The following is a 24,719-nucleotide window of genomic DNA, read 5'->3' on the forward strand; positions in this document are numbered from 1 at the left end:
AAACGTGGAAACTTCAACAAAACATACTTGGCGCTCTAAACTTCATGAAATCATTTATGAAGCAGATACGCCTACAGGTAAGTTATTTGATGTTGTTTTACTAATCGCTATTCTTGCTAGTATAGTTTTGGTAATGTTAGAGAGCATAAGTGCCTTTGATGCTAAATACCATGATTTTCTCAATATTTCAGAGTGGATAATAACTATCTTATTTTCTATTGAATACATCGCCAGAATAGTTTCTGTAAAACGCCCATTAAAATACGTTTTTAGCTTTTATGGAATTATAGACTTACTCTCAACTGTGCCAAAATATATTTCATTAATGTTGGGCGGTACTCAAGCCTTAGTTGCTCTAAGAGCATTACGTTTATTACGCGTATTTAGAATATTAAAACTTGCACGGTATCTAGGTGCTTCAAATCAACTTGCCAACGCTATTAAAGCCAGTAGAGCAAAGATTGCTGTTTTTCTATTTGCCGTGCTCATAGCTGCAACAATTTTTGGAACTATAATGTATCTGGTTGAAGGTGAAGAAAACGGATTTACCAATATCCCTAAAAGTATCTATTGGTGCATTGTAACCTTAACAACTGTAGGTTTTGGTGACATAGCTCCCGCTACACCATTAGGGCAGTTTATTGCTACTATTATAATGATTCTAGGTTATGGTATTATTGCCGTACCAACAGGTATTGTATCCGCTGAATACACAAAAGCATCAGAGAATGAAACAGGAAAACGACTTATAACTGATGAGGAAGTTGAACAACTAAAAACAGTTATTCGTAATACACAGTCTTGTGAAAATTGCTTGGCCGAGAAGCATCCGGATCACTCTCACTTTTGTCATAAATGTGGTCACGAGTTACATCATGACTAAATCATTAATTGCCATAGTTGGCCCAACAGCGATTGGAAAAACAGCGCTCAGTATAAAATTGGCCCAACACTTTGGTACAGATATTATTTCTGCCGATTCACGTCAGTTTTATCAAGAAATGAACATAGGTACCGCTGTACCATCGACTGAAGAGTTAACTTCAGTTAGGCATCATTTTATTCAGCATAAATCGATTAAAGATGACTATTCTGTAGGTGATTTTGAGAGAGATGCTATTCCAAAAATTACAGCAATCCATAAAACTAATCTCATTGCTGTAATGGTTGGCGGTTCTGGCTTGTATGTTAAAGCTATAACTAAAGGCTTGGATGATTTTCCTGAAGTTGATAAAACCATTAGATTTAAACTCAACGATCTATTGAATAGAGAGGGTTTAAAGCCATTGCAAACGAAACTTAAGTCATTAGATCCAAAAGCTTATAAAACCATTGCTATTGATAACCCTCAACGTGTGGTGAGAGCATTAGAAATTTGTATTGGCACAGATAAACCTTATTCATCTTTTTTAACAAACTCTGAAAAAAAGCGAAACTTTAATACCATAACAATTGGCTTAGATGCAGAGCGCTCTATCATTTATGATCGAATCAACAGACGTGTCGATATTATGGTTGAGAATGGTTTAATTGAAGAAGCCAAAGCTTTATTGCCTTATAAAAATATAAACGCCTTAAATACTGTTGGTTATAAAGAACTCTTCCAATATTTTGAAGGCAATCACACACTAGATTTTGCAATTTCAGAAATAAAAAAAAACACAAGACGTTTTGCCAAGCGGCAATTAACGTGGTTTAGAAAAGATGACACTATTAAGTGGTTTGATTATAATGGAGATATCAATGACATTATAGATTTCATTGAAAAAAGAATAAAAAAAAATCCAGCTATTTAGCTGGATTTTTTTATTACTAATCTTTATTATTTATTACCAATCGGAAGCCCTCTCCATGAATATTGAGGATCTCCACATTAGGATCTGGTTTTAAATATTTACGCAATTTCGCTATATAAACATCCATACTTCGAGAAGTGAAGTAGTTATCATCTCTCCATATCTTAGTCAATGCTAATTCCCTTGGCATTAGGTCATTTTCATGCAATGCCAAAAGACGTAACAATTCATTTTCTTTTGGAGACAATTTGGTAGGTTCTCCTCCATCCAATTTTAGGAAACGTAATTTTGAATTAAGATCAAAACGCCCAATCTTAAATTCAAATTGTTTGCTGTCTGCCACTGAATCTGTAGCTTTACGCTGCATGATTGCTTTTATCTTCATCAATAAAACCTCACTATCAAACGGTTTATTGAGATAATCATCCGCACCGACTTTATAACCTTTAAGAACATCTTCTTTCATAGCTTTTGCTGTTAAAAAGATAATTGGAACATCTGTATTTTTTTCTCGAATCTCTTTAGCTAATGTAAATCCATCCTTATAAGGCATCATTACATCCAAAATACAAAGATCGTAGTCATCCTTTTTGAACTTTTCAAAGCCCTCCATCCCATTCTTGGCATGGACTACGTCGTAATCGTTCATCATTAAATAATCTTTTAAAACAGTTCCAAAATTTGGATCGTCCTCTACCAAAAGAATTTTTTTATTTTGTTCTTCCATGATTTTATTTATGATATTAATGGCAGTTTAATATTAAATATACTGCCTTTTCCTTTTTCACTTTCTACTGATATATAACCTTGATGGTCTTCTACTATTCTTTTAACATATGCCAAACCGAGTCCATGACCTTTTACATTGTGCACATTTCCTGTATGTTCTCTATAAAACTTCTCAAACACACGTTTCGCTACTTGTTTTGACATTCCATTGCCCTGATCTGCAATTTTTAGAATTATACTATTTCCAATATTTTCGGTATAAACATCAATCTTAGGTGCATTATCCGAATATTTTATAGCATTGTCTAAAATGTTAACAATTACATTTGTAAAATGTGTTTCATTTGCTAAAACTGATGACTTTACAGCATTTAAATGTGTTTTTACATAACCCTTTCTATCTTCTACTATTAGCTCTACATGTGTAATTGCGTCTTCTACTAAGTCGTGTAACTCGATCCGTTCCTTACTTATATTGAGTTCATTTTTCTCTAATTTAGAAATACGTAGAACATTCTCTACTTGTGCATGCATGCGCTTATTTTCGTCCTTAATCATTCCCAAATAGCGCTTAACCTTATCTTGATCTGATATTATTTTAGGATTCCTAATAGCATCTAACGCTAGGTTTATAGTGGCAATAGGTGTCTTAAATTCATGCGTCATATTATTAATAAAATCCGTCTTTATCTGCGATATCTTCCGTTGCTTTATCAATTGGTGTATGGCACTCGAAAACGCTAAAATGATTATACCTGTAAACACGATCGAAAGCACAACCATCCACAATATAGATGATAAGAGGTATTTCTTTCGTTCTGGAAAATCAACGTAGAGCGTATAATTACTTTCGTCATTATTATCTAAAAAAACGGGAATACCAATCGTAGTCTCAGGGTTTTTATCGAAGTTTAATGTTTGAATCTTCGTGGCCAAATCATTATCATAAATAGCAAATTCATATTCTAAATCCACGCCCTCATCACGCAAATGCCTATTCAAAAGTGTTTTAACGTATAATGACGTTATTCTCTTATGTATGGGCACACTTTTAAGCAAGGTTTTAAATGAGGCTTCATAACTTTGCTTATCAATTTCTGGTAATTTAGAAAACTCCCTTAAAATTCTTTCAGGTTTTATACTAAGGTTATTCCCATCTAACCGCGATTTATTGTAATACTCTGTAATACGCTCATTAGTAAAACTACTAATATCTATGCTGTCTGTATCAATTTCAAAGAACAAGGACGGTACTTTAAAGCGTTCTTCCAAAACCGTATTTCTATGAATTATGGTTTCATCATTAACTTCATCATCAGTAGTAATATATAACTGCCTAATTATGGTTGAATCTGGCTCTCTGTTATCTGCTATATAAGGTTGAATTAAACTGTAATACTTCTTAATTTCAAAATCCTCAATATCTCTAGAAACGAAACTGAGAGCACGTGTAACACTTAATGTAAAATTCTTCTCCTCATTTTCTAAGCTATTATTTATAAAAAACGATTGTACAAAGATTATACCTATAAGTGATAGGCTCATTAATATCACTAAAACGATGAATAGCTTTTTACCCATCAGCCAAATTTAACATTTTAACATTTAGTACAAATTATGTTTAACCTTACATTAACAAAAGGCCGTATATCTAATCTAGTTTTTGGAGAATAGCACTATGAATATCTTTAGCTTGTGATTTTGCTTCATCTAAATCGTTATTCATAATTACAAAATCAGATTTATGGATTTTTTCTATATCGGATAGTTGGTTCGCTATTATGGACTTTACTTTTTCTTTGGAAGTACCATCACGCCTTATAACGCGATCAATTCTCAAATCCTCATCTGCAATTACCGTTATAATATAATCGTATTGATGCTCTAAATTGTTTTCAAAAATAATGGCAGCTTCTTTAATGATATATGGAGCATTTTGTTTCTTTAGCCATCGCTTGAAATGAGCAGTTACTTTTGGGTGAACGATGGCATTCATTTTATCCAAAAGTATTTTATCGTTAAATATTTTTGAGGCGAGATATGGTCTATTCAATTTACCATCCTTATATGCAGATTCGCCAAATAATTCTATAAGCTTTCTCTTTATTACTTTAGAGCGATTCATAAGGGCTTTGGCTTCCTTATCTGCTATATAAATAGGTATACCCAATGACTTAAAGTACTTCCCGATCGTTGTCTTTCCACTACCAATTCCTCCTGTCAGCCCTATTATTACCATACTATAGTTTTATGAAATCGATACGTTTTTGCTTCATTCCTACACGCTTGACAAATTCAGGTTGCTTTGTGATCTTCGGCACAAAATAGGTTTGATTTTTTTTGATATCACCATAGTCACATTCAACAGTAAAATCTTTAGCTTCAATTAAATTGTAATTATCCAAATCTACATAGTAAGATACCGTTACAGACTTAGGAAAGTAATTGATGTTAGTATTAGCAGGTTTATTTCTTATTTGAACTGGTACCTGCTTCTGACCTTCAGTAAAGCGCTTAACATGAGCTCTTACCGTTGTTGATTTTGGGAATATTTCAATTCCTTTAGTACTAATGAAATCTATATCTTCTTCAATATTTGTATTGACATCGTTTAGACTTAACGCCTCTGTTGAAATTGATATAATACTGTCTATTTTTATTGAAGAACCAACAATTTTTACACTATCAATATCTAAGCTAAAACCGTCTTTTACATCATATCCAGTCGCAAAATCTATATCGGTATTTAAAATCACAGGTACATATTTAGCAGCCCTTTTAGAATAAGGCAAGATTAATGTATCTGGCTTTACAGAAAGTAGTTTATAAGAAGAACCTAATTGATCTTCTATAATAAATCTATGGTTTTGTACATTGAAAACAAAATGTTCTCTTTCTGTACTTAAATGCGTTTTCACATCTAAGTCAACAGCTTTAGTTTTATTGAAAATAAAAGGTACTAATGCAAAACCCTTGGCTTCTACAATGGCTTCCAACTTGTTTAAAGAATCATTTTGGAGCATAATTTCATCTTCCAAGTTATCAAGATTTACTTTAAGTGCTATGGTTTGTTTATAATCATTCGATAGCTTAGAAAATATCAAGAAGATAAAAGAAATAGCTATAAAGATGCTAAAACGTTTAACGTTCCGCTTTTTTAAATAATTCTTTATGTCAACTTTTTTCTTAGATACCATATTCTAGTTGAAAAATAAATAAGGAAATGCTTCTTTAGGTTTTTTACCTAAGATTAGTAAATTAAAGGTTGATTTTAAAAACCCAAAACCATATCCAAAGAATTGAATGACAATTGCTAATAGTGCCTGAAAAGCCACGACCAGGCTTCTACTAGATATTAGTGCCAATACAAATGCCAAAGCAAAGTAGAAAAGATATAAATAAAATGGCAGTAGTATTTGAAATATGGATAATATAAGAGATATAACTAATCCTAATGAAAAAATTGTTGGCAACCAATATACTATACTTTTAGAATTTGGATGCCACTTATTGAGAATTGGTCTTACCAATCCGAATTTATGTACCTGATTATAAAACTTAGACCAAGACACTCGGCGCTTATGATAAACGTAAGCGTTATTTATTAACGTTGTTTTATAACCTAATTTATGTAATCGTAAAGATAAGTCAGGATCCTCACCAGGATGAATATTACCAAATCCTTCTGATTCTAAAAAAGCTTTTTTGGATAAACCCATATTAAAGCTTCTAGGTTGGAAATCATCAAGTTGTTGCTTGCCTCCTCTTATACCTCCCGTAGTTATAAATGATGTCATCGCAAAATTTATTGCCTTTTGAAGATTAGTAAACGACTGATGTGCGGCGTCTGGTCCACCATAACAATCGTAATACTTATTATTGAGAAAAGTATTAACTTCCAATAAGTAGTTAGACGGTAAAATAACGTCAGAATCTAATATAATAAAGTAGTTACCTTTAGCCTTTTGCATTCCATAATTTCTAGAATAGCCTGGCCCAGAGTTTGGTTTGAAATAATATGAAATATTTAGTTCTTGATTAAAGCCACTAATAATATCTTCTGATGTTTCTAAAGAACCATCTTCTACAATAACGATTTCATAATCAAAATCTCCTTCTAGTTTCAAAAAGCTTTCTAGAAGCTCATTAATTTCTTCTGGTCTATTATAAACAGGAATAATGAATGAAAAAAGAATGTCCTCCATAAGGTACAAAGGTAAGCAAAGCCAAAAAGAAAAGCCACCTATAAAGATGGCTTTTACTTATAATATGAAGTATGTAATTATTGCTTGATTACCCTCACTGTTGAGGTGATATTGGCAATAGTCACTCTAACAAAATATGCTCCAGATTCTAAGTTAGACATATCTAACTCACTATCCAGATTATTAGGGGTAGCTTTTAACACTTCCTGACCTAACATATTATACATTGTTACACTCTCAATAGTATTCTGAGCGCTTAATGTTAATGTATTTTTAACTGGATTTGGATAATAGCTGAATGCTGCTTCATCCTTTACATCATCAATACCAAGTACTTGGTTTGTAGAAACGTCCAAACAGAAAGTTCCTGTATTAGCATTATACCCTGCAACCTGTACATAATAAGTTTCACCTACAGTAACTGCTAAATCCGTAATTAAAGAATTCCATGAAAAACCATTTGACAATACCGTAGTACCCTCATCTTGGCTACAAGCCAATTCTACAAGACTTCCTGATGTACCGGAATATAGTGCAATTTCAGAGTCCAATAGAGTACCTCCCGTAAAATCAGTAGATACATCTACAGTAGCAGTACCTGCTGGTACTGTAAAGGTAAACCAAACATCGTCATCCGCGGCAGCATTGAAACAACTACCAGCGCCTTCTCCAGAATCAGTAGCGGCTACGTTAGTACCATTTGTATTTGTACCGTCACAGAACCCTTCATCGACGGTAATGGCAATTGCATTAGCTATTTCATCATTTACCGGTGGACAATTAAAAGTAATATCCGCCAAATTGAAATCACAAGACACATCAGAGTGCTCGATTGCCAAGGCCACAGTAGCACCACTAGTATATGGTCCTACCTGTATTACACCAGTACCCGATATGGCATATGTATTAGAACCATCATTAATTTGAGTAGCATCACCAACAGTCGTAATATCTACATCTACAAAGAACTGTCCATTACCACAATCATCAACCACAGTTGATGAATCCACAACAGCAGATGTACAAGCTAATGGAGTTCTTACAATAAATTCATCAACAAAGAAATCGTAATCTTCCGAATCATCTACAGAACCATCAGTTGCCCAAATTGCAAATTGTACATTACCAGTATAGGCACTCAAATCAAAGGTCTCAACATCTCCAGTTTCAGATGGAAAACTTGATTGATTATAAGTTATTAAATTAGTCCACGAAGCTCCTCCATCGTCTGAAATTAAGACTTGCACTTCATCATCACTTCCCATTCCATTTAATTCTGGTGGATTAGAATTTCCGAAATCAGTCAATGCCACAGTGTAAACTAATTCATAACTTCCACCTGATAAATCAAACATTGGGGAAATCAACCAATCTTCTCTATTATCTGTGTATAGATTAATTTGAGCTGAATTATTTGTAGATCCAATATTGGCAAACTCATCATGATTCCAAAATCCAGAACCAAAATCTGATGGTCCAGTTGTAGGGTCCCCAGAACCAGCTTCTAACCAACAATCTGGCGCAACACTAACATCAAAACTCTCTAAATAATCAGGAACAAAGGCACTACAAGGCGTGCTAAATGCAAAAGGTCCTGCCCAGTCTGATGTAGTTCCACCACAATCCGCACGAACATAGAATTCATAATCATTATTCTCTACTAGACTCATTTGAGTATATGGATTTGAGACTCCAGATGCAGTTGCTGTACCTGTCGCAGTTCCTGAAGCCGTAATATCAACTAATTCTATATCCCATAAGGTTTCTGAACCACCTGTCCAACTCAAAACTGCTGAAGTTGTCATAATATCAGTTGCTGCTAAAGCCGTAGGTGATGCACAATTTATCTCCTCAAAACAAATTTCCGCTACACCACCAGCCGTATCCTGCCAGAAATATAAGCTATAGGTCGCAGATCCTGTCAATCCAGATATTTCAGTTACTGCTCCCAAAGAATTGTTATCACAAAACACTTCATTACCTCCACAAGAATCATATACCGCCAAACCTACACTAGTAGCAGTTCCACCTAAATAAACATTCATAGAACCATTAGCTGGTGCAGTAACCTCAATCCAATATCCATTATTACCAAAAAGGTCGCAACTTGGTAAGGTCTCTGTACCACCTGCATCAAAATCTAAACTAGTCGGTGTTGCTGTGGAACAGTCGGTTTCTACAGTTGCAGCTATAGGCAAGTTACAGGCGTCTCCAGGACCACTTAAAGTGGTAAACGAAAATGGTCCTTCCCATACACTAAATCCATCTGTATCACAATTAGTACGAATATAAATCTCGTAGTCTGTAGATGGTGTTAAGCCAGTAAAGCCAACTCCTTGATCTCCTTGGTTGGCGGAGCCGCTTTGAATTGCTTCTCCATTGCCTGGAGTAAATCCAGATGCCCCAAGCTCTATTTCGTATCCTAAAGAACCATTTGGTTCATCAGTCCATGTAAAACCACCAGCAGTATCAGTTACATTGTTTACACTCCCATTTGTAATAGGTAAACAAGAGGCTAAGGTTGTATCGGTTATAGGGCCAACCCATTCACTAAATCCATCCGTAGTACAATCTGAACGCACATACATATCGTACGTAGTTTCAGGAGTTAAAGTTCCAAAAGCAACTCCTGGAGCATTGCCTGCATTGGCAGCAGCAATTGCTGCACCTGTTCCAGGTAAAAATCCTGGAGCACCTATTTCAACTTGATAGTCTGATGCATTAGGTTCTAAGGTCCAAGTCATGCCTAAAGTTGTAGGAGTCGGATTACCATTTGATGCCACATTCGCAGGTGTTAAACATGCTGGAGGCGTGCCATCTATATAATTAAATTGGATATTTGGTCTGTGGGTATTAACATTGTTAGTGTCAACACCACAAGCAGTATTAGCATCAACTCGGTAACGTCTTGAGCCATCTGCGCCAGACGTACCTCTAACTTGACCGTAAGGAGAAGAAAATGGATTCTGACCATCTGAGCAAACTTCCACCAATACATTATCGACACCATTCCAAACAAAATTCGTATCGAATGTAATCATGTCAAATGTACCAGCAGCTGTTGCTGTTGGATCATAATCAGCAGCATTTCTTACAATTGTAGTTGTAGATGCATCATGCGCAGCAGAATTAGTTGCTGAAGTATGCCCCATTTTTATGGTATAACCAAGCAAAGCTCCACCGGCATAATCTTCAGAGATAGACCACCCTAAGGCCGTGATCTCATCAAATGGAGTTAATGATGCACTCAATTCTGCAGCGGTATAAACCACTTGATATCTGAAAGAATTGAAATATCCATCTATTGGATCAGAGCCTGTATTACCAGAATCGTCAGTTCCTGTTCCAATAATAATTGATTGCGAATTAGATTGCCAGCAAAAAGCTAGCATCACTAATAGCATTAGTGTAATTTTTTTCATGAAAACATATTTTAAGTTAGTAATTCTTTAAAAATATGTTAATTTTTTAGAAGAGCTTTATTACCAAAGTGCAAATCGATAAAGCGTCAATTACAACGTTAAAATACTGTTAAAAGCATATCAGCTAAGACTTTATAAATAGCAAAGCCGTTACACATATCTGTATAACGGCCCATAGTGTATTAATCCACAAATTATTCCTTATTATCTACAAAGGTATCCATAACAGCATCGCTTACGCCCATATTACTAAAGCCGCCATCATTATATAAATTTTGAAGTGTCACTCGCTTTGTCAAATCACTAAATAAGGTCACTGTGTAATTAGCACAATCCATGGCAGTAGCATTTCCTAAAGGGGACATTTTTTCTGCATAGGCAATGAATCCGTCAAAACCTTTAACACCACTTCCCGCAGTTGTAGGTGTTGGTGATTGTGAAATGGTATTAACACGTACATTTTTATCTCTACCAAAGAAATAGCCAAAACTACGCGCTATACTCTCCAAATAGGCTTTATTATCTGCCATGTCATTATAATCTGGAAATACACGTTGCGCAGCCATATAGGTTAAAGCTACAATACTTCCCCATTCATTCATGGCATCTGCTTTGTAAAGTGTTTGCATTACTTTATGAAAAGACATTGCAGAAACATCGGTGCCTTTCTGTGTCCAATCATACTTCTGATCTGTATAAGCTCTACCTTTTCTAACGTTTATTGACATACCAATAGAATGCAATACAAAATCTATTTTACCTCCCAAAATCTCCATAGATTTCTCCACTAAGTTTTGTAAGTCTTCCTCGGAAGTTGCATCTGCAGGAATAATCTGTGAACCCGTTTTCTCAGCCAAAGCATTGATCTGTCCCATTCTCATAGCCACTGGTGCATTGGTCAATACAAATTCTCCTCCTTCTTCATGCACACGTTCTGCCGTTTTCCAAGCAATTGAGTTCTCATCAAGTGCTCCAAAAATGATTCCTTTTTTTCCTTTTAGTAAATTATACATTATATATAGTTTTTAGTCAGTTTTTTTTATTCGTTATTCCTTATTCAAATATACTATTAATTAAGTAACTGCTTTGCATGCGCCATTGCAGATTCAGATATTTTTGCACCATCGAGCATTTGCGCTATTTCCACAATGCGCTCTTCTTCATTTAACTTTTTCAGCTGGGTAATTGTACTATTTTCTATATCTGTCTTAAAGACCTTAAAATGTGAATTTCCCTTTGCAGCAATTTGTGGCAAATGTGTTATAGAAAACACTTGTAGCCTATTACTCATCTGCTTCATAATGTCACCCATCTTATTCGAAATCTCTCCTGAAACTCCTGTATCGATCTCATCAAACATTATAGAAGGTAACTGAATATACTCTGCCAAAATAGATTTTATAGAGAGCATAATCCTAGACAATTCTCCTCCAGATGCAGATTTCTTCAATTCATTGAAACTAGACCCTTTATTGGCCATAAACAAGAATTGCAATTCATCTTTTCCATTGCTCAAAAAGCCATCCTTATAATTTAACTCTATCTTAAACTTAGCATTTGGCATGCCCAGATCAGAGAGCATAACTTCAAGCTTTTCTGTTAAAGTTGGAATGATTGCCTTTCGCTGTTTATGAATTTTTAAGGCAACTTGATTGAGCTCACTATTAAGATGTTCAAGCGCTTGCTCCTTTTCAGCAATAGTATCATCTAAACTTTCAGTATTGGAAATATTAGATTGGAGTTGATGTCTTATAGCTATCAATTCTTCTACACTAGATGCAGTATGTTTTTGCATCAAATTATTTAAAGATTGAAGCTGCGTATTGACACGTTCCAGTTCTTTAGGATCAGTGGATAAATTTTCTTCAAGACTATCCAATTCCGATACAATATCATCTAACTCGATGCTCACGCTTGAGACGCGCTGATCTAAAGCCTCGTAAGCTTTTCCGAATGAGGAAATTCGCGAAAGCTCCTGCTTGACATTATGAAGTTGATCTATCGCTCCCAACTCTTCCGAATTTAGTATTGCTTTGACACTGGACAACTTCTCTCCTATTATCTCAACATTATTCAGTTCTTCGTACTGCGCTTCTAGGTCTTCAAGGTTTAAAGACTCCAATTCGACATCATTTAACTCTTTATATAAGAATAGATTATAATCGTATTCCTTAATCATTTCAGCCTTGGAGACTTTTAATTCCCCCAAGGATTTTTGTAGAGATTTATAAGTCCTCAATGACTTTTTAAATAATCCTAGATTATCACTGTTTTCAGCCAAGGCATCGATGACCTTAAATTGATACTCATCTTGAGTTAATTGCTGTGTTTGGTGTTGTGAATGTATATCGATTAGATAGGTGCTAAGCACCGCCAAACTATCTAAGGTTGCAGGTGTATCATTAATAAATGCTCTAGATTTCCCAGATGGCAGAATCTCTCTCCTTATAATAGTTTGCACATCATAATCTAAATCCAAGTGCGTAAAAAGCGATTTTAAATCGTAATTAGCAATATCAAAAACCGCTTCTATGATACACTTTTCATCAGAATTCTTGACTTGACTTAAATCTGCTCGCTTTCCTAAAACCAATGATAAACCACCTAAAAGAATGGATTTTCCCGCTCCTGTTTCTCCCGTAATAATGGTAAATCCATTGTTGAACTTCACAAAAAGTTCATCAATAAGCGCGTAGTTTTTTATGTAAAGAGAAGTGAGCAAAACATCTATAATTAGTTTCTACAAAAGTATAGATTCTGAACTTGATTCAGAATGACATTTTCAAAATTTATATATTAAAGTTTTAAAACTTAATATTCCTCCATTTTTGGGAGTGCATTGGAGCAATTCTATTCAAGATATCGACAGCTTCGGTGATGTTAACACTTGGACCGCCAGAAAGGATATCCATTAATTCATCCGATTTAGCATCAAAAAAAACACGAAGTAAATAAGAGTTTGGTCGTCTTTGGTGAATTTTTTGTAAATCTGTTAAAGTTGAAATCACTTTAGACTTACCCGCTTTGGCACTAGCTGCCATAATATCCAAACCATCAATGTGGTAGTTATACATTGTACTTCTTATTTCCTTGAACGTAGGCGACAATAAGTTGTCTATTAACGCAAAACGCGACTGTAAGCCATCTTCTAATTTCCAACCTTGCCCATTGAGTTGTTGCGAATAATTAGCTATCACCTGAGCTTGCTTAAAGTATTCATCTCCGCCATTTAAAGCAAAAGAATCAGCATCCATGCCTAGAATCATAAATACATGAAACGATAATACTGAAATTAAATTAGACTCAAACTGTAATGGGTTATACACCAAATTCTGAAATTCTAAATACTGAAAATTAAAATCTTTATCGTTGTAATTATATACTGGCGAGCTGTATGTTGAATTAAATATCGGTCGTGAAGAAGATACCTGTAATGTTGCATTGAATCTGTCATTCTCGTAATTACTGACATTAATAACCATACTGCAATTAATGCGCTCTTGTGATCCGAAAGATTCTTCAGTCCATTGCGTATTGTTTATGAACTCGTTTAGTTGCTTTTCGAGTGTCTTAAAAACAACATTATTATCATTACCTGTTTGCTGAGCAATAACATTGACAGAGCAATTTAACTCTTGTGAGAATACAATTGCGGAATATAAAAAAGTGAATAAAATTAAAATCTTACGCATGTAATTGTTTTAATATCTGTTGCATTAAGTCCTCGGCAACTTCTGCCTTGGATTTAAGTTGATGTTCTATAATCTCATCAGACGAAGTTATAAATGTAACTTTATTTGTCGATACACCAAAACCTGCACCTTTGTCTTGAAGGGAATTTAAAACTATTAAATCTAAGTTCTTCGATTTTAGTTTGCCCTTTGCATGTTCTAATTCGTTATTAGTTTCTAATGCAAAACCAACCAAAAACTGACTCTTTTTAGTTTCCCCTAAAGACTTTAGAATATCTTTTGTCTTTTCTAACTCTATAGTAAACGTCGTATCTTTCTTTTTTATTTTTTGATCGGCTATAGTTTTTGGTCTATAGTCTGCAACAGCAGCAGAAAGGATAGCTATACTCGAGGATTTATAATGCTTGTGCACCTCATTATACATGTCTTCCGAACTAATTACAGCCTTTGTACTCACTAAACTATGTGTTATTTTTTGATGCGTTGGTCCTGTAACTAGAATCACCTCAGCTCCAAGATTCGCAGCTGCATTGGCGATTTCAAATCCCATCTTTCCACTGGAATGATTTCCAATAAAACGTACCGGATCTAGCGCCTCATAGGTTGGACCAGCAGTAATTAAGACTTTCTTTCCTTTTAAGGGCAATCGCTCAAGGATATCCTTTTCAATAAAGTCAACAATATCTTCTGGCTCGGCCATTCTGCCCTCACCAACCAGACCACTGGCCAATTCGCCAGTTCCAGCAGGAATCATCTTATTACCGTAAGATGCCAATTTCTCAAATGAGGTCTTGGTCGATTCGTGTTTGTACATATCCAAATCCATAGCTGGAGCAAAATACACGGGACACTTTGCTGAAAGATATGTGGCTAATAGGATATTATCACAAACGCCATTTGCCATTTTTGCCATTGTATTCGCTGTGGCTGGTGCAATAACTAAATAATCTGCCCAAAGTCCTAAATCTACATGGTTATTCCATACTTGGTTATGATCTTCTTCATCCACAAAAGATGAATACACGGGATTCTTAGATAAGGTAGATAGTGTAAGAGGAGTTATAAAATCTTTAGAAGCAGGCGTCATAACAACTTTTACGTTCGCGCCTGCTTTTATGAATAATCTTACTAGACTAGCAGATTTATATGCGGCAATACCTGCGGTAATGCCTAATAGAATGTTTTTGTCTTTTAAAATAGACATTGAAATTATTCCTGAGTGTCCTCAGTATTTCTGTGATAAATTTTATCATCTAACCACTCTTTAACTGCTAAAGCATGTGGCTTTGGTAACTTTTCGTAAAACTTAGAAACTTCGATTTGTTCCTTGTTTTCAAAAATTTCCTCAAGACTATCATTGTAAGTTGCAAACTCTTCAAGCTTGTCAATTAACTCACGTCTAATATCTGTGTTAATTTGTTCTGCACGCTTTGCAATTACAGAAATCGCCTCATAAATGTTATCCGTTGGTGCGTCAACCTCATTTCTGTTGTAAGTTACTGTAGTAACAGGTGCATCAGTCTTTTTTAAATCCATTTTATAATGATTAAATCTTTGTTTTAAATTTTTCTAGCTCTTCATTTAATGTTTTATTCCATTGAGAAGCCTCTTCAAGAAATTCAGAGTTTGGATAAGCTTTTACAAATGCTTTATAATAATTTACAGCAATGTTAAGTCTATTCTCCTTAAGGCTATCAACACTTAGCAATGCTAAATTATATTCTGCATGTAACCTATAATATAGTGCTTCTTCTCGTAAACTTGAACCTGGAAAATCAAACAAAAAGTTATTGAATGATTTTACAGAAGCCTTGTAATCCCTGATTAAATCGTATTGTTTGGCAATCTCAAAAGCTTTCTTTTCTAATTTAAAATCCAGTTCCCTCACAAGCTTATTGGCTTCCTCTAAATATTGCGAATTAGGATACTGATTTACGAAAAGCTGCAGTTTCTCAATGGCTTCAACCGTTTCTTTCTGTTCTTTTGAATACACAGGAGAGTTATAATAGTAGCCTTTTGCAGACAAAAATGCCGCTTCTTCTGCCTTTTCACTTTGCGGATACACATCCGTGAACTTATCGAAATGATAGCTAGCGAAATAATAGTCTTTCATTTTGTAGGAAGACATTGCATGCATGAACGTTAATTTTTCCGCTTGAGGCTTACCTCTGTATTTTGGAAGAATTTGATTAAACATTCTATGAGCTTTACTATACTTCCCTGCTTCAAATAACTCTGTACCCATTTTAAATTTCGCAGCGGTATCCTCAGAACGAAATGTTTTCTGAAAATCACTACAAGACACCATCAAAATGGCAATGAGTAGTATGTATAGTCCTTTATTCATAGATTTTAAACAGGAGGCAAAAGTACACATTATAAACGGAATTTGAAAACAAAAATTATATGCTAAAATAAGCCTAGTTTTAGATGCTAAATACAATTTAGATTAAGTTTAACTTTTACCTAGAACCCTTAGCGCTTCATTAATATGACTCTTTAGTTTATCAGTAGCTTCCACCAATGGTAAACGCACATGAGATTTAGATATATTCAATGCCTCTAGAACCGATTTAATACCAGCAGGATTGTTCTCTGAAAAAATCAAACCTGTAATAGGCATTAATTTAAAATGAAGACCGTAGGCTTCTTTGGCTTTTCCAGCAATACCTAATCGTATCATTTCAGAAAATTCTTTTGGCAATGCTTGACCTATAACCGAAATAACACCAGATCCTCCGGCTAAAGCAACTCCTAAAGCTAAGTCATCATCTCCTGATATAATCAAGAAATCCTCAGGTTTGGTTCTCAACAATTCGAGATATTGATGAACATTATTTCCTGCCTCCTTAACTGCAATGATATTATCAAAATCCTTTGCAAGTCTTAAGGTTGTCTCTGGGAGTATATTAGAAGATGTCCTGCCTGGTACATTGTATAATATTATAGGTTTTGGCGATACTTCTGCTATGGCTTTAAAATGCTGATAAATACCTTCTTGGGTAGGTTTACTGTAATATGGTGATACTGATAAAATAGCATCGATATTGGATAAATCTGTTGATTTTATCTCATTAATAATATTGGCGGTATTATTTCCGCCAATACCCAAAACCAAAGGCAATCTATTCTTATTCACCTTAGCAATAAATGCTACCAGGGCTTTCTTCTCCTCGTTAGTAACAGTAACACTTTCTCCCGTTGTACCACTTATAACCAAGTATTCTGTGCCATTTTCTATGTTGTACTCAACCAATCGCTCTAAAGCATCGTAGTCTATGCTTAAATCTTCTTTAAATGGTGTGATCAGTGCAACCCCTGTACCAATGAATTTTGTCATTATAATTTATTTAATATTTCTAAATATTTTTTCAGTTCTTGTTTAAAAATATTGATGGCTTTAAGTTCTACATCAATAATTAAATCATATAAACGTTCGTCAGTTCTGGATATACCAACTTTAAGATTTGCTTTAGAAGCTGCAGTAATTAACTTTAAGTGCAATAGCTCTTTTTTAAAAAAACAGATCATTACATCAAAAGGTTCGTCTAAAAACGATTGAAGCTCTATACTGTTTATTTTTCCTTTCCACCCAAAATCCTTTGGACTATAATGGGTGTTCCATTTGTTGTGTTCCAATTTATCATCTAAAGTATACGCCACGATTTTATGCTTAGGTGAGTTTAAACCTAACTCCTTAAAATACATCCTAAATACTTCAAACTCATGAAATTCATCAGCATTTAACAACACAGCTATGGTCTTCACTTTATTATTATTTACAGCTGCTTTTCGAGACGCTAACAAATTGTTAACGTATTTTTGATTCGATTTTTCCTTAAATGCTTTTAAAATCATTTATATTTAGACTTTGTGCAAATTTAGCAAAAGCACTCACAATTTTTCGTAAACAACCTATAAGTTATTCAATGACTATTAAACATCTTTTAAAACTCTGTTTTTTAATCTTTATTTTTTCATGTAATAATGACAAAACGTTAACCAAAATTGAAGGGAAACGGATAGAAATCAACGAAGATATTGCTTCAGATTCTGTAATTGAAGCTTATATTAAACCCTACAGAGAAAATGTGAATAAAAATTTGGATAGCGTCATTTCTTATGCTCCTGAGACCTATTCCAAATCTGATGGAGAACTGAACACTGCCATCGGAAACTTAATGGCAGATGCCGTATTTGAAGAAAGTAATACTATTTTCCAAAAACGTACAGGTAAAACTATTGATTTTGTACTTCTAAATCATGGTGGTATTAGATCCATTATTTCAAAAGGTAACCTGACAAGTCGAACCGCCTATGAAGTCATGCCTTTTGAGAATTCTGTGGTTGTTGTAGCGTTAAAGGGCGAACAAGTGATGGAGATGATGGAATATCTATCTCGAGCCAAGCGGCCACATCCCGTTTCTAAGCAATTGCAGTTGACATTGGAAAAAGATTTTGAATTTAAATCGGCTACCGTAAATGGTAAACCTATTGATGAAAATGCTATCTACCATGTCGCTACAAATGATTATTTATACAGTGGAGGTGATCGCATGGTGTTTTTCCATCCTAATGATAGCTTATATGTATTGGATTATAAGATAAGAAATGTGCTTATTGACTACTTTAAGAAGTATGATACCATTAACCCTCAAAAGGACAATCGCTTTATTAAGTTGAGTAACTAGAACTATGAAGAGAAGACAATTTATACAAAATTCCACAGCAGCTACAGCACTATTGGGATTAAGTGGACTAGGATTGCAATCTTTTGCATCTGAAACCAAAAAGATAACCATATTGCATACTAATGACGTACATAGTCATATTGATCCGTTTGGACCAGATCATAAAAGAAATGCTAATAAAGGTGGCGTTGCAAGACGTGCCACGTTGGTAGAGTCTATCAGAAAGGAAAATCCAAATACGCTTTTATTAGATGCTGGAGATATTTTTCAAGGAACCCCTTATTTTAATTATTATGGTGGTGAATTGGAATTTAAGCTAATGAGCATGCTGAAGTATGACTTGGCTACAATAGGCAATCATGATTTCGATAATGGTATTGATGGCTTATATGCGCAATTGCCACATGCTAAGTTTGAATTTGTATCTGCAAATTATGATTTTTCCAATACGGTTATGGATACTCATGTAAAACCCTATAAGGTTTTTGTTAAAAATGGTATTAAAATTGGAGTTTTTGGCTTAGGGATTCAACTTGATGGTCTTGTAAGTAAAAACATGTACAAGGAAACCGTTTATAATGATCCGATTGAGATTGCCCAAGATATGTCTCGTATTCTTAAGGAAGAACATTCTTGTGACTTGATTATTTGTTTATCTCATATTGGCTATAACTATAAAAATCATCCTGATAGAGTCAGTGATTTAAAATTGGCAAAAACTACAAAAGACATTGATCTCATTATTGGCGGTCATACCCATACGTTTCTACCAAAGCCGACTATTGAAAAAAATAGTGTAGATAAAAACGTACTTGTAAATCAGGTTGGTGCTTATGGATTATATCTCGGTAAAATAGACTTCTATTTTGAGTCAGGAAAAGAGGTGAAATCAAATGGCGCAACTATAATCGTTTAAGTGATTTTGTAAGTTACTAAAATTGAAACGTCTAAGATTTCAGATCAACCCATAGCATTATGAAATCCAAAAAAATCATTTTAGTATTAAGAATTATTGTCGCCGTAATTCTAATACAAACTCTTCGCTTTAAATTCACAGCACATCCAGACAGTGTATATATATTTGAATCAGTAGGTCTCGAACCTTACGGCAGAATAGGCATTGGTATCTTAGAACTTATTGCTGGAATACTTCTTTTGGTACCAAAAACTATTTGGATCGGAGCACTTTTGACGTTAGGTCTAATTGGCGGAGCCATTATGATGCATCTCACAAAATTAGGTATTGAAGTAAAAGAAGATGGTGGTGTTTTATTCTTTACCGCCATTACTACCTTTATTCTAAGTGCAATAATTCTCTACACACATCGAAGAAACATACCGTTTTTAGGAAAAAACTAAACCTCCAATCGTTCCTCTGAATAGCTAGGCTGTGGTCCAGTGAATGGAAGCTGGGATTGTAAGTAGAAAAATACAAATGCAACCACTAAAAAGAAAGCATATATAAATCCTAACTCTTTATCATCAACGACAATATAATAGTATGCCAATTGGATGATTTCTGAGAAAACAATACAAATTGAACCGATTAAGAACAACATAGACTTATTGTCATTCCTATACATATAAGTAATTAAAGCAACAGACAACAAGGTCATTATTATAGCATTATAAATGAATTCTAATGCGTACTCATGTGCTGACAAAAGCGCTCCTTTGGTTGTGTCCGTAACGAGAACCACACAGAATATATCTAAAATAATCAAAATGACCATGGGAATTGCCAATTCGGCAAACACTTTCTTAAATTTCAATTTAGACGCGAATCTAATCGTAAGAAATACGTATGATAATATGGAAAGAATATTAACGCCATAGTAATAATAATCTATGTTGCCCTCGTCTATGGCTGGACCATACCAAGAGTAAAAATCCAACAAATGACCAATAGAAAACAGAATAAGAAACCCGATAAAATATCTATTCTTATCTTCTGTCCATTTGAGATACATTACTATTAGTAAAACCAACATTAATGTACCTATAGCGTCTCCCTCTGCTTTATAAGCAAATCCTTGAAGCACTATAAATACAACACCCAGAAGCAACAAAGCTACCTTTATGACTCTATTCATTAACATTAATTAATCCCTTATTAATGAAGCGAATATAGAACATATTTACAATTAAACGATAAAAAATACATTTAATCGATGAAATGCATGTTTTTATGTAAGAATTTATTTCAATTTGTTTAAAAACCCTTGTTCCGAAAGAATAGGAATACCAAGATTTTCAGCTTTTGTACGTTTACTTGGCCCCATTTTATCTCCCGCAACGACATAACTTGTTTTAGATGAGATAGATGAGGACACTTTTCCGCCATTGTCTTCGATTAGTTTTTTAAGCTCATTTCGAGAAACACTTTCAAAGACACCAGAAACAACAATAGATAGACCTTTTAGTTTTTCAGTCTGATTGGCTAATTTATCTGCAGAAACTTCCAATTGTACACCATAAGACTTTAATCTTTCTACTATTCGCCTGTTACCTTCGGACGAAAAGAAATCAACGACACTTTCCGCAATTCTTTCACCTATTTCATCAACAGTTACTAAATCTAAAACCGACGCAAACATCAATGCATCAATGGATTTATAATGTTTGGCCAACTTTTTTGCAACCGTTTCACCTACATAACGAATACCCAGAGCAAACAAGACCCGTTCAAATGGAATTTGCTTTGAAGCCTCAATACCATTGACCAAGTTTTCTGCACTTTTTTCAGCCATACGCTCTAAAGGAATAACCTGCTCCTCAGTTAACTCGTATAAATCTGCATAGTTGGAAATGAGCTCTTCCTTGACCAGTAGAGCTACAGTTTCAGCACCCAATCCTTCAATATCCATGGCTTTTCGTGAAATATAATGTTGAATACGACCAACAACTTGAGGCGCACAACCATTATAATTCGGACAGTAGTGCTTGGCTTCACCTTCTGGCCTTATTAATTGTGTTTCGCATTCTGGGCATGTGGATATATATTGTGTTGGTGAAGAGTTATCTGGTCGTTGTGTTAAATCTACAGCAATGATTTTTGGAATAATCTCACCACCTTTTTCCACAAACACCTCATCCCCTTCCCTAATATCTAATTTTTCGATTTGATCTGCATTATGCAAAGAGGCTCTTTTTACAATGGTGCCAGCCAACTGTACTGGTTCTAAATTAGCCACGGGAGTTATGGCTCCCGTGCGTCCTACTTGATATGTAATTTCATTTAATCGTGTTGAAACCTGTTCTGCCTTAAACTTGTATGCCATTGCCCAACGTGGTGCTTTAGCTGTAAAGCCCAATTCGTCCTGTTGGTGCAAACTATTGACTTTAATTACAACGCCATCAATTTCATAGGGTAAATCATGTCTATGTTTATCCCAATATGCCACATAATCTAAAATCTCGTCTATGGAGTTGACCAATTTAGCTTCCTTTGGCACTTTAAAGCCCCATTCCCTTGCTTTTTGAAGTCCTTCGAACTGGGTTGAAATATTCAGGTTATTCCCCTTTATACTATAGAGTAAACATTCTAAAGGTCGCTTAGCGACTTCTGCACTATCTTGAAGTTTTAAACTTCCTGAGGCTGTGTTTCTAGGATTCCTGTAAGGTTCTTCGTCATTAGTTACACGTTCTTCGTTCATTTTTAGAAAGCCCTCAATAGGTAAAATAATTTCTCCTCTGATATCAAAACGCTCTGGATAATCACCCTTTAATCGCAAAGGCACTGTATTTATGGTTTTTACATTGGCCGTTACCTCATCGCCTTGCACGCCATCTCCTCTTGTAACAGCTCTAAACAACTTACCGTTTTCATACGTCAAATTCATCGACGCACCATCATACTTAAGTTCGCAGGTATATTGTATGTCACCATCGACCATTTTTTTAATACGCTTTTCCCAATCTAATAAATCGTCTTTAGAATAGGAATTGTCCAAGGAATACATCCTAAAATCGTGAACGACCGTATTGAAATTCTTGGTAATCGCACCACCAACACGTTGCGTAGGTGAATTGGCATCAAAAAATTCTGGATGAACTTCTTCTAATGCTTGAAGCTCCTTCAGCTTTATATCGAACTCATAATCACTTATTGTAGGATTATCGAGGACATAGTAATTATAATTGTGTTGGCGGAGTTCGTCGCGTAGCGATTCGATTTTAGATTTTATATCCATTTTTATAATCTCTCTTTATTCAACCATTTTGGTGCCGGCAATGGCACATAATTCTTCATCTTTTTTAGCAAACCAACTATCGTGGTATCTACGACTACAGCATCCAAATTTTCTTGTTTTAAAAACCCACGCGCTACCATCATCTTACACTGCGCTATCAAAGCATCATAATAGCCATTGACATTTAAAATACCAATGGGTTTGGTATGTAAACCTAATTGTCCCCAAGTTGTGATTTCAAAAAACTCATCCATGGTACCAAAACCACCAGGAATAATAATGAAACCATCACTTTTATCATACATTATTACTTTTCTATCGTGCATGTTATCAGTAACAATAAGCTCCGCAAGTTCCGTATGAACAATTTCTTTTGTTTTTAAGAAATGAGGAATAACGCCAATAATCTTTCCGTTGGCATCTAGGGTACCTTGAGCGACCGTGCCCATAATACCAATCTTTGCAGCACCATAAACTAAAGTGATATCACTTTGAGCTAAGGTTTTTCCTAGAGCATAGGCTTCAGAGATAATTTTAGAGTCATTCCCTTCACTACTTCCACAAAATACAGATATACTTTTCATTTATTTTTTTATCCCTTTTAACATACGATTATTATCATTTAAATCTTTTCGAAGCTCAACATCATCAAAATCTAATTCTAATAAAAGATGTTTAGTCTCTTCACCAAGATACTGGTTAATTTCAAAATATAAGGCGCCTTTTTGTTTCAAATTTTTAACAGCGAATTCCGCAATGGCACGATAGAAAATCAACGGATCATTATCCTCTACGAACAAGGCTAAATGTGGTTCATGGTCTAATACATTAGGCTTCATTTCTTGTTTTTCAAGATGTCTCACATAAGGAGGATTAGAGACGATCACATCAAATTTAGTATCTGCATCAAATGCCGAATGATAATCAAAACTTAAAATGTCTGCCCTTATAAAATTGATGTCCGCCTCATTTAGTTCAGCATTTTTTTCAGCAACTTTTAAAGCTTCTTTACTCACATCTAAAGCATAAACTCGTGCATTAGGCAGGTTTTTGGCTAAACTTATTGCTATGCAACCAGAACCAGTTCCGATATCTAGGATTTCAATTTGAGATTCTTCAATTCCATCAGAATGACATTTAATGATTAAATCTACCAATTCTTCAGTTTCAGGTCTTGGAATAAGCACATGTTCGTTCACTTTAAACTTTAATCCATAGAACTCCGTTTTACCTAAAATGTATTGAATCGGTTTTTCGCGACTCAGATTATCTATAACCTTAAAAAAGGTATCTGTTTCGGATTTAGTCAATGTGAATTCAGGTTCGAGAGCCACCTGGAATCTTGGTAAATTAAGGTAGTGTTCTGTACAAAGAAAAAAGAAACTATCCACTTCTTCTTTACCGTATATTTGATCTAGCTCTTCATGAAAAATGGACTTGAGGTCTCTAAGTAACACAATTACAAATTTTTAATCATCCATTCCGTACATGAATAATGCCCTGTATTCCCCATAGGACCATCCAAACTCTTAAAACCCACTTTTCTATATAATTTCCGAGCGTCTTTCATATATGGTAATGTTTCAAGATAGCACTGATCAAATCCTTTTTCTTTGGCAAAATCCAAGCATTTTTTCATCATTTCAGTTCCCAAGCCTATTCCTCTAGCTGCTGGCATAAAATACATTTTTTGCAGTTCGCATACATTGCCGTCATAATTATCCAAAGGAGAAATACCAGCACCCCCTAAAATTTCATCGCCATCTGCAACCACGTAATACTTTCTTTTAGGTACATTATAAGTTTCAGTCATACAATCCAGAGCTTTATCCTCATAGGCTGTTCCAACTTTAGGTACACCAAATTCAATTAAAACCGAACGAATAGCTTTTGCAATCTTTGGATTATCCTGCTGCTCAATTTCTCGAATAACAATAGTATCTTTACGCATTTAAACTATGAATTTGTCGATAAATATTTCGGTATCAAGA

24 protein-coding genes are annotated in these 24,719 nt (G+C 34.8%); 5 read left to right on the forward strand and 19 right to left on the reverse strand.

Annotation, left to right across the window (positions count from 1 at the left end):
• Positions 1-4 precede the first annotated feature (4 nt).
• Positions 5-883, forward strand: a complete 879-nt coding sequence (locus tag H7F21_RS10195; protein WP_185789160.1) for an ion transporter — start codon at positions 5-7, stop codon at positions 881-883.
• The gene (miaA, locus tag H7F21_RS10200; protein WP_185789161.1) at positions 876-1,796 is read left to right on the forward strand and encodes a tRNA (adenosine(37)-N6)-dimethylallyltransferase MiaA; all 921 of its coding nucleotides are present in this window, start codon (positions 876-878) and stop codon (positions 1,794-1,796) included. The genes H7F21_RS10195 and miaA overlap by 8 nt, the downstream gene beginning before the upstream one ends.
• Before the next feature lie 16 nt (positions 1,797-1,812).
• Here miaA and H7F21_RS10205 read toward each other — a convergent pair whose 3' ends face one another.
• From H7F21_RS10205 to H7F21_RS10270, 14 genes are all read right to left on the reverse strand, one after another.
• Complete coding sequence (locus H7F21_RS10205; protein ID WP_185789162.1) at positions 1,813-2,523, reverse strand: response regulator transcription factor; 711 nt, start codon at positions 2,521-2,523, stop codon at positions 1,813-1,815.
• An 8-nt stretch (positions 2,524-2,531) separates the two neighbouring features.
• Positions 2,532-4,106 carry a sensor histidine kinase gene (locus tag H7F21_RS10210; RefSeq protein ID WP_246431457.1) on the reverse strand — a complete coding sequence of 525 codons (1,575 nt, stop codon included), beginning with the start codon at positions 4,104-4,106 and terminating at the stop codon, positions 2,532-2,534.
• A gap of 70 nt (positions 4,107-4,176) precedes the next feature.
• A complete protein-coding gene (gene coaE, locus H7F21_RS10215) occupies positions 4,177-4,764 on the reverse strand; it encodes a dephospho-CoA kinase (RefSeq protein WP_185789163.1) in 588 nt (195 codons plus the stop codon).
• A gap of 1 nt (position 4,765) precedes the next feature.
• A complete protein-coding gene (locus H7F21_RS10220; protein ID WP_185789164.1) occupies positions 4,766-5,722 on the reverse strand; it encodes a YbbR-like domain-containing protein in 957 nt (318 codons plus the stop codon).
• A gap of 3 nt (positions 5,723-5,725) precedes the next feature.
• A complete protein-coding gene (locus H7F21_RS10225) occupies positions 5,726-6,730 on the reverse strand; it encodes a glycosyltransferase family 2 protein (protein ID WP_185789165.1) in 1,005 nt (334 codons plus the stop codon).
• Positions 6,731-6,807: 77 nt separating this feature from the next.
• Positions 6,808-10,152, reverse strand: a complete 3,345-nt coding sequence (locus tag H7F21_RS10230; protein ID WP_185789166.1) for a T9SS type A sorting domain-containing protein — start codon at positions 10,150-10,152, stop codon at positions 6,808-6,810.
• A 194-nt stretch (positions 10,153-10,346) separates the two neighbouring features.
• Positions 10,347-11,168 (reverse strand): SDR family oxidoreductase, encoded by an 822-nt coding sequence (locus H7F21_RS10235; RefSeq protein ID WP_185789234.1) that lies wholly within the window; start codon positions 11,166-11,168, stop codon positions 10,347-10,349.
• Between the two features lie 53 nt (positions 11,169-11,221).
• Positions 11,222-12,874, reverse strand: a complete 1,653-nt coding sequence (gene recN / locus H7F21_RS10240; protein WP_185789167.1) for a DNA repair protein RecN — start codon at positions 12,872-12,874, stop codon at positions 11,222-11,224.
• 82 nt (positions 12,875-12,956) lie between these two features.
• Positions 12,957-13,844, reverse strand: a complete 888-nt coding sequence (gene porD, locus H7F21_RS10245) for a type IX secretion system protein PorD (RefSeq protein WP_185789168.1) — start codon at positions 13,842-13,844, stop codon at positions 12,957-12,959.
• Complete coding sequence (coaBC, locus tag H7F21_RS10250) at positions 13,837-15,048, reverse strand: bifunctional phosphopantothenoylcysteine decarboxylase/phosphopantothenate--cysteine ligase CoaBC (protein ID WP_185789169.1); 1,212 nt, start codon at positions 15,046-15,048, stop codon at positions 13,837-13,839. The genes porD and coaBC overlap by 8 nt, the downstream gene beginning before the upstream one ends.
• 5 nt (positions 15,049-15,053) lie before the next feature.
• On the reverse strand, positions 15,054-15,380 hold the full coding sequence (locus H7F21_RS10255; protein ID WP_155087189.1) for a DNA-directed RNA polymerase subunit omega: 327 nt from the start codon (positions 15,378-15,380) through the stop codon (positions 15,054-15,056).
• Positions 15,381-15,390: 10 nt separating this feature from the next.
• Entirely contained in the window at positions 15,391-16,191 is an 801-nt protein-coding gene (locus H7F21_RS10260; protein ID WP_246431458.1) for an outer membrane protein assembly factor BamD, read from the reverse strand.
• A gap of 108 nt (positions 16,192-16,299) precedes the next feature.
• Positions 16,300-17,184, reverse strand: a complete 885-nt coding sequence (gene dapA, locus H7F21_RS10265; RefSeq protein ID WP_185789171.1) for a 4-hydroxy-tetrahydrodipicolinate synthase — start codon at positions 17,182-17,184, stop codon at positions 16,300-16,302.
• Positions 17,184-17,702, reverse strand: a complete 519-nt coding sequence (locus tag H7F21_RS10270) for a DUF6913 domain-containing protein (RefSeq protein WP_185789172.1) — start codon at positions 17,700-17,702, stop codon at positions 17,184-17,186. Before H7F21_RS10270 ends, dapA begins: the two co-directional genes overlap by 1 nt.
• A 71-nt stretch (positions 17,703-17,773) precedes the next feature.
• Between H7F21_RS10270 and H7F21_RS10275 the strand changes: the two genes are divergently transcribed.
• The 3 genes from H7F21_RS10275 to H7F21_RS10285 are packed head-to-tail and all read left to right on the forward strand — an operon-like array spanning position 17,774 to position 19,894.
• Entirely contained in the window at positions 17,774-18,535 is a 762-nt protein-coding gene (locus tag H7F21_RS10275; RefSeq protein ID WP_185789173.1) for a 5'-nucleotidase C-terminal domain-containing protein, read from the forward strand.
• A 4-nt stretch (positions 18,536-18,539) separates the two neighbouring features.
• Positions 18,540-19,451: a bifunctional metallophosphatase/5'-nucleotidase gene (locus tag H7F21_RS10280; RefSeq protein ID WP_185789174.1), complete on the forward strand. Its 912-nt coding sequence runs from the start codon at positions 18,540-18,542 to the stop codon at positions 19,449-19,451.
• A gap of 59 nt (positions 19,452-19,510) precedes the next feature.
• Positions 19,511-19,894, forward strand: coding sequence for a DoxX family protein (locus tag H7F21_RS10285; RefSeq protein ID WP_185789175.1), 384 nt, complete (start codon positions 19,511-19,513; stop codon positions 19,892-19,894).
• Here the strand turns inward: H7F21_RS10285 and H7F21_RS10290 are convergent.
• The 5 genes from H7F21_RS10290 to H7F21_RS10305 all read right to left on the reverse strand — a co-directional run bounded on the left by H7F21_RS10290 (position 19,891) and on the right by H7F21_RS10305 (position 24,679).
• Positions 19,891-20,628, reverse strand: coding sequence for a hypothetical protein (locus tag H7F21_RS10290; RefSeq protein WP_185789176.1), 738 nt, complete (start codon positions 20,626-20,628; stop codon positions 19,891-19,893). The two genes, H7F21_RS10285 and H7F21_RS10290, sit on opposite strands and share 4 nt — an antisense overlap.
• 105 nt (positions 20,629-20,733) lie before the next feature.
• On the reverse strand, positions 20,734-22,728 hold the full coding sequence (gene ligA, locus H7F21_RS10295; protein WP_185789177.1) for an NAD-dependent DNA ligase LigA: 1,995 nt from the start codon (positions 22,726-22,728) through the stop codon (positions 20,734-20,736).
• 2 nt (positions 22,729-22,730) lie between these two features.
• On the reverse strand, positions 22,731-23,312 hold the full coding sequence (locus tag H7F21_RS17405; RefSeq protein WP_246431459.1) for an LOG family protein: 582 nt from the start codon (positions 23,310-23,312) through the stop codon (positions 22,731-22,733).
• The gene (gene prmC, locus H7F21_RS17410) at positions 23,313-24,185 is read right to left on the reverse strand and encodes a peptide chain release factor N(5)-glutamine methyltransferase (protein WP_343067623.1); all 873 of its coding nucleotides are present in this window, start codon (positions 24,183-24,185) and stop codon (positions 23,313-23,315) included. It abuts the gene before it with no gap.
• Between the two features lie 2 nt (positions 24,186-24,187).
• Complete coding sequence (locus H7F21_RS10305) at positions 24,188-24,679, reverse strand: GNAT family N-acetyltransferase (protein WP_185789178.1); 492 nt, start codon at positions 24,677-24,679, stop codon at positions 24,188-24,190.
• Between the last annotated feature and the right edge of the window lie 40 nt (positions 24,680-24,719).

Source organism: Winogradskyella flava (assembly GCF_014243395.1).
Taxonomy (GTDB): Bacteria; Bacteroidota; Bacteroidia; order Flavobacteriales; family Flavobacteriaceae; genus Winogradskyella; species Winogradskyella flava.

Coding starts and splice junctions, on each gene's coding strand:
- miaA (WP_185789161.1), top strand. CDS start 876: ATGACTAAATCATTAATTGCCATAGTTGGCCCAACAGCGATTGGAAAA.
- H7F21_RS10205 (WP_185789162.1), bottom strand. CDS start 2,523: ATGGAAGAACAAAATAAAAAAATTCTTTTGGTAGAGGACGATCCAAAT.
- H7F21_RS10210 (WP_246431457.1), bottom strand. CDS start 4,106: ATGGGTAAAAAGCTATTCATCGTTTTAGTGATATTAATGAGCCTATCA.
- coaE (WP_185789163.1), bottom strand. CDS start 4,764: ATGGTAATAATAGGGCTGACAGGAGGAATTGGTAGTGGAAAGACAACG.
- H7F21_RS10220 (WP_185789164.1), bottom strand. CDS start 5,722: ATGGTATCTAAGAAAAAAGTTGACATAAAGAATTATTTAAAAAAGCGG.
- H7F21_RS10225 (WP_185789165.1), bottom strand. CDS start 6,730: ATGGAGGACATTCTTTTTTCATTCATTATTCCTGTTTATAATAGACCA.
- H7F21_RS10230 (WP_185789166.1), bottom strand. CDS start 10,152: ATGAAAAAAATTACACTAATGCTATTAGTGATGCTAGCTTTTTGCTGG.
- porD (WP_185789168.1), bottom strand. CDS start 13,844: ATGCGTAAGATTTTAATTTTATTCACTTTTTTATATTCCGCAATTGTA.
- coaBC (WP_185789169.1), bottom strand. CDS start 15,048: ATGTCTATTTTAAAAGACAAAAACATTCTATTAGGCATTACCGCAGGT.
- H7F21_RS10255 (WP_155087189.1), bottom strand. CDS start 15,380: ATGGATTTAAAAAAGACTGATGCACCTGTTACTACAGTAACTTACAAC.
- H7F21_RS10260 (WP_246431458.1), bottom strand. CDS start 16,191: ATGAATAAAGGACTATACATACTACTCATTGCCATTTTGATGGTGTCT.
- dapA (WP_185789171.1), bottom strand. CDS start 17,184: ATGACAAAATTCATTGGTACAGGGGTTGCACTGATCACACCATTTAAA.
- H7F21_RS10270 (WP_185789172.1), bottom strand. CDS start 17,702: ATGATTTTAAAAGCATTTAAGGAAAAATCGAATCAAAAATACGTTAAC.
- H7F21_RS10275 (WP_185789173.1), top strand. CDS start 17,774: ATGACTATTAAACATCTTTTAAAACTCTGTTTTTTAATCTTTATTTTT.
- H7F21_RS10280 (WP_185789174.1), top strand. CDS start 18,540: ATGAAGAGAAGACAATTTATACAAAATTCCACAGCAGCTACAGCACTA.
- H7F21_RS10285 (WP_185789175.1), top strand. CDS start 19,511: ATGAAATCCAAAAAAATCATTTTAGTATTAAGAATTATTGTCGCCGTA.
- H7F21_RS10290 (WP_185789176.1), bottom strand. CDS start 20,628: ATGAATAGAGTCATAAAGGTAGCTTTGTTGCTTCTGGGTGTTGTATTT.
- ligA (WP_185789177.1), bottom strand. CDS start 22,728: ATGGATATAAAATCTAAAATCGAATCGCTACGCGACGAACTCCGCCAA.
- H7F21_RS17405 (WP_246431459.1), bottom strand. CDS start 23,312: ATGAAAAGTATATCTGTATTTTGTGGAAGTAGTGAAGGGAATGACTCT.
- H7F21_RS10305 (WP_185789178.1), bottom strand. CDS start 24,679: ATGCGTAAAGATACTATTGTTATTCGAGAAATTGAGCAGCAGGATAAT.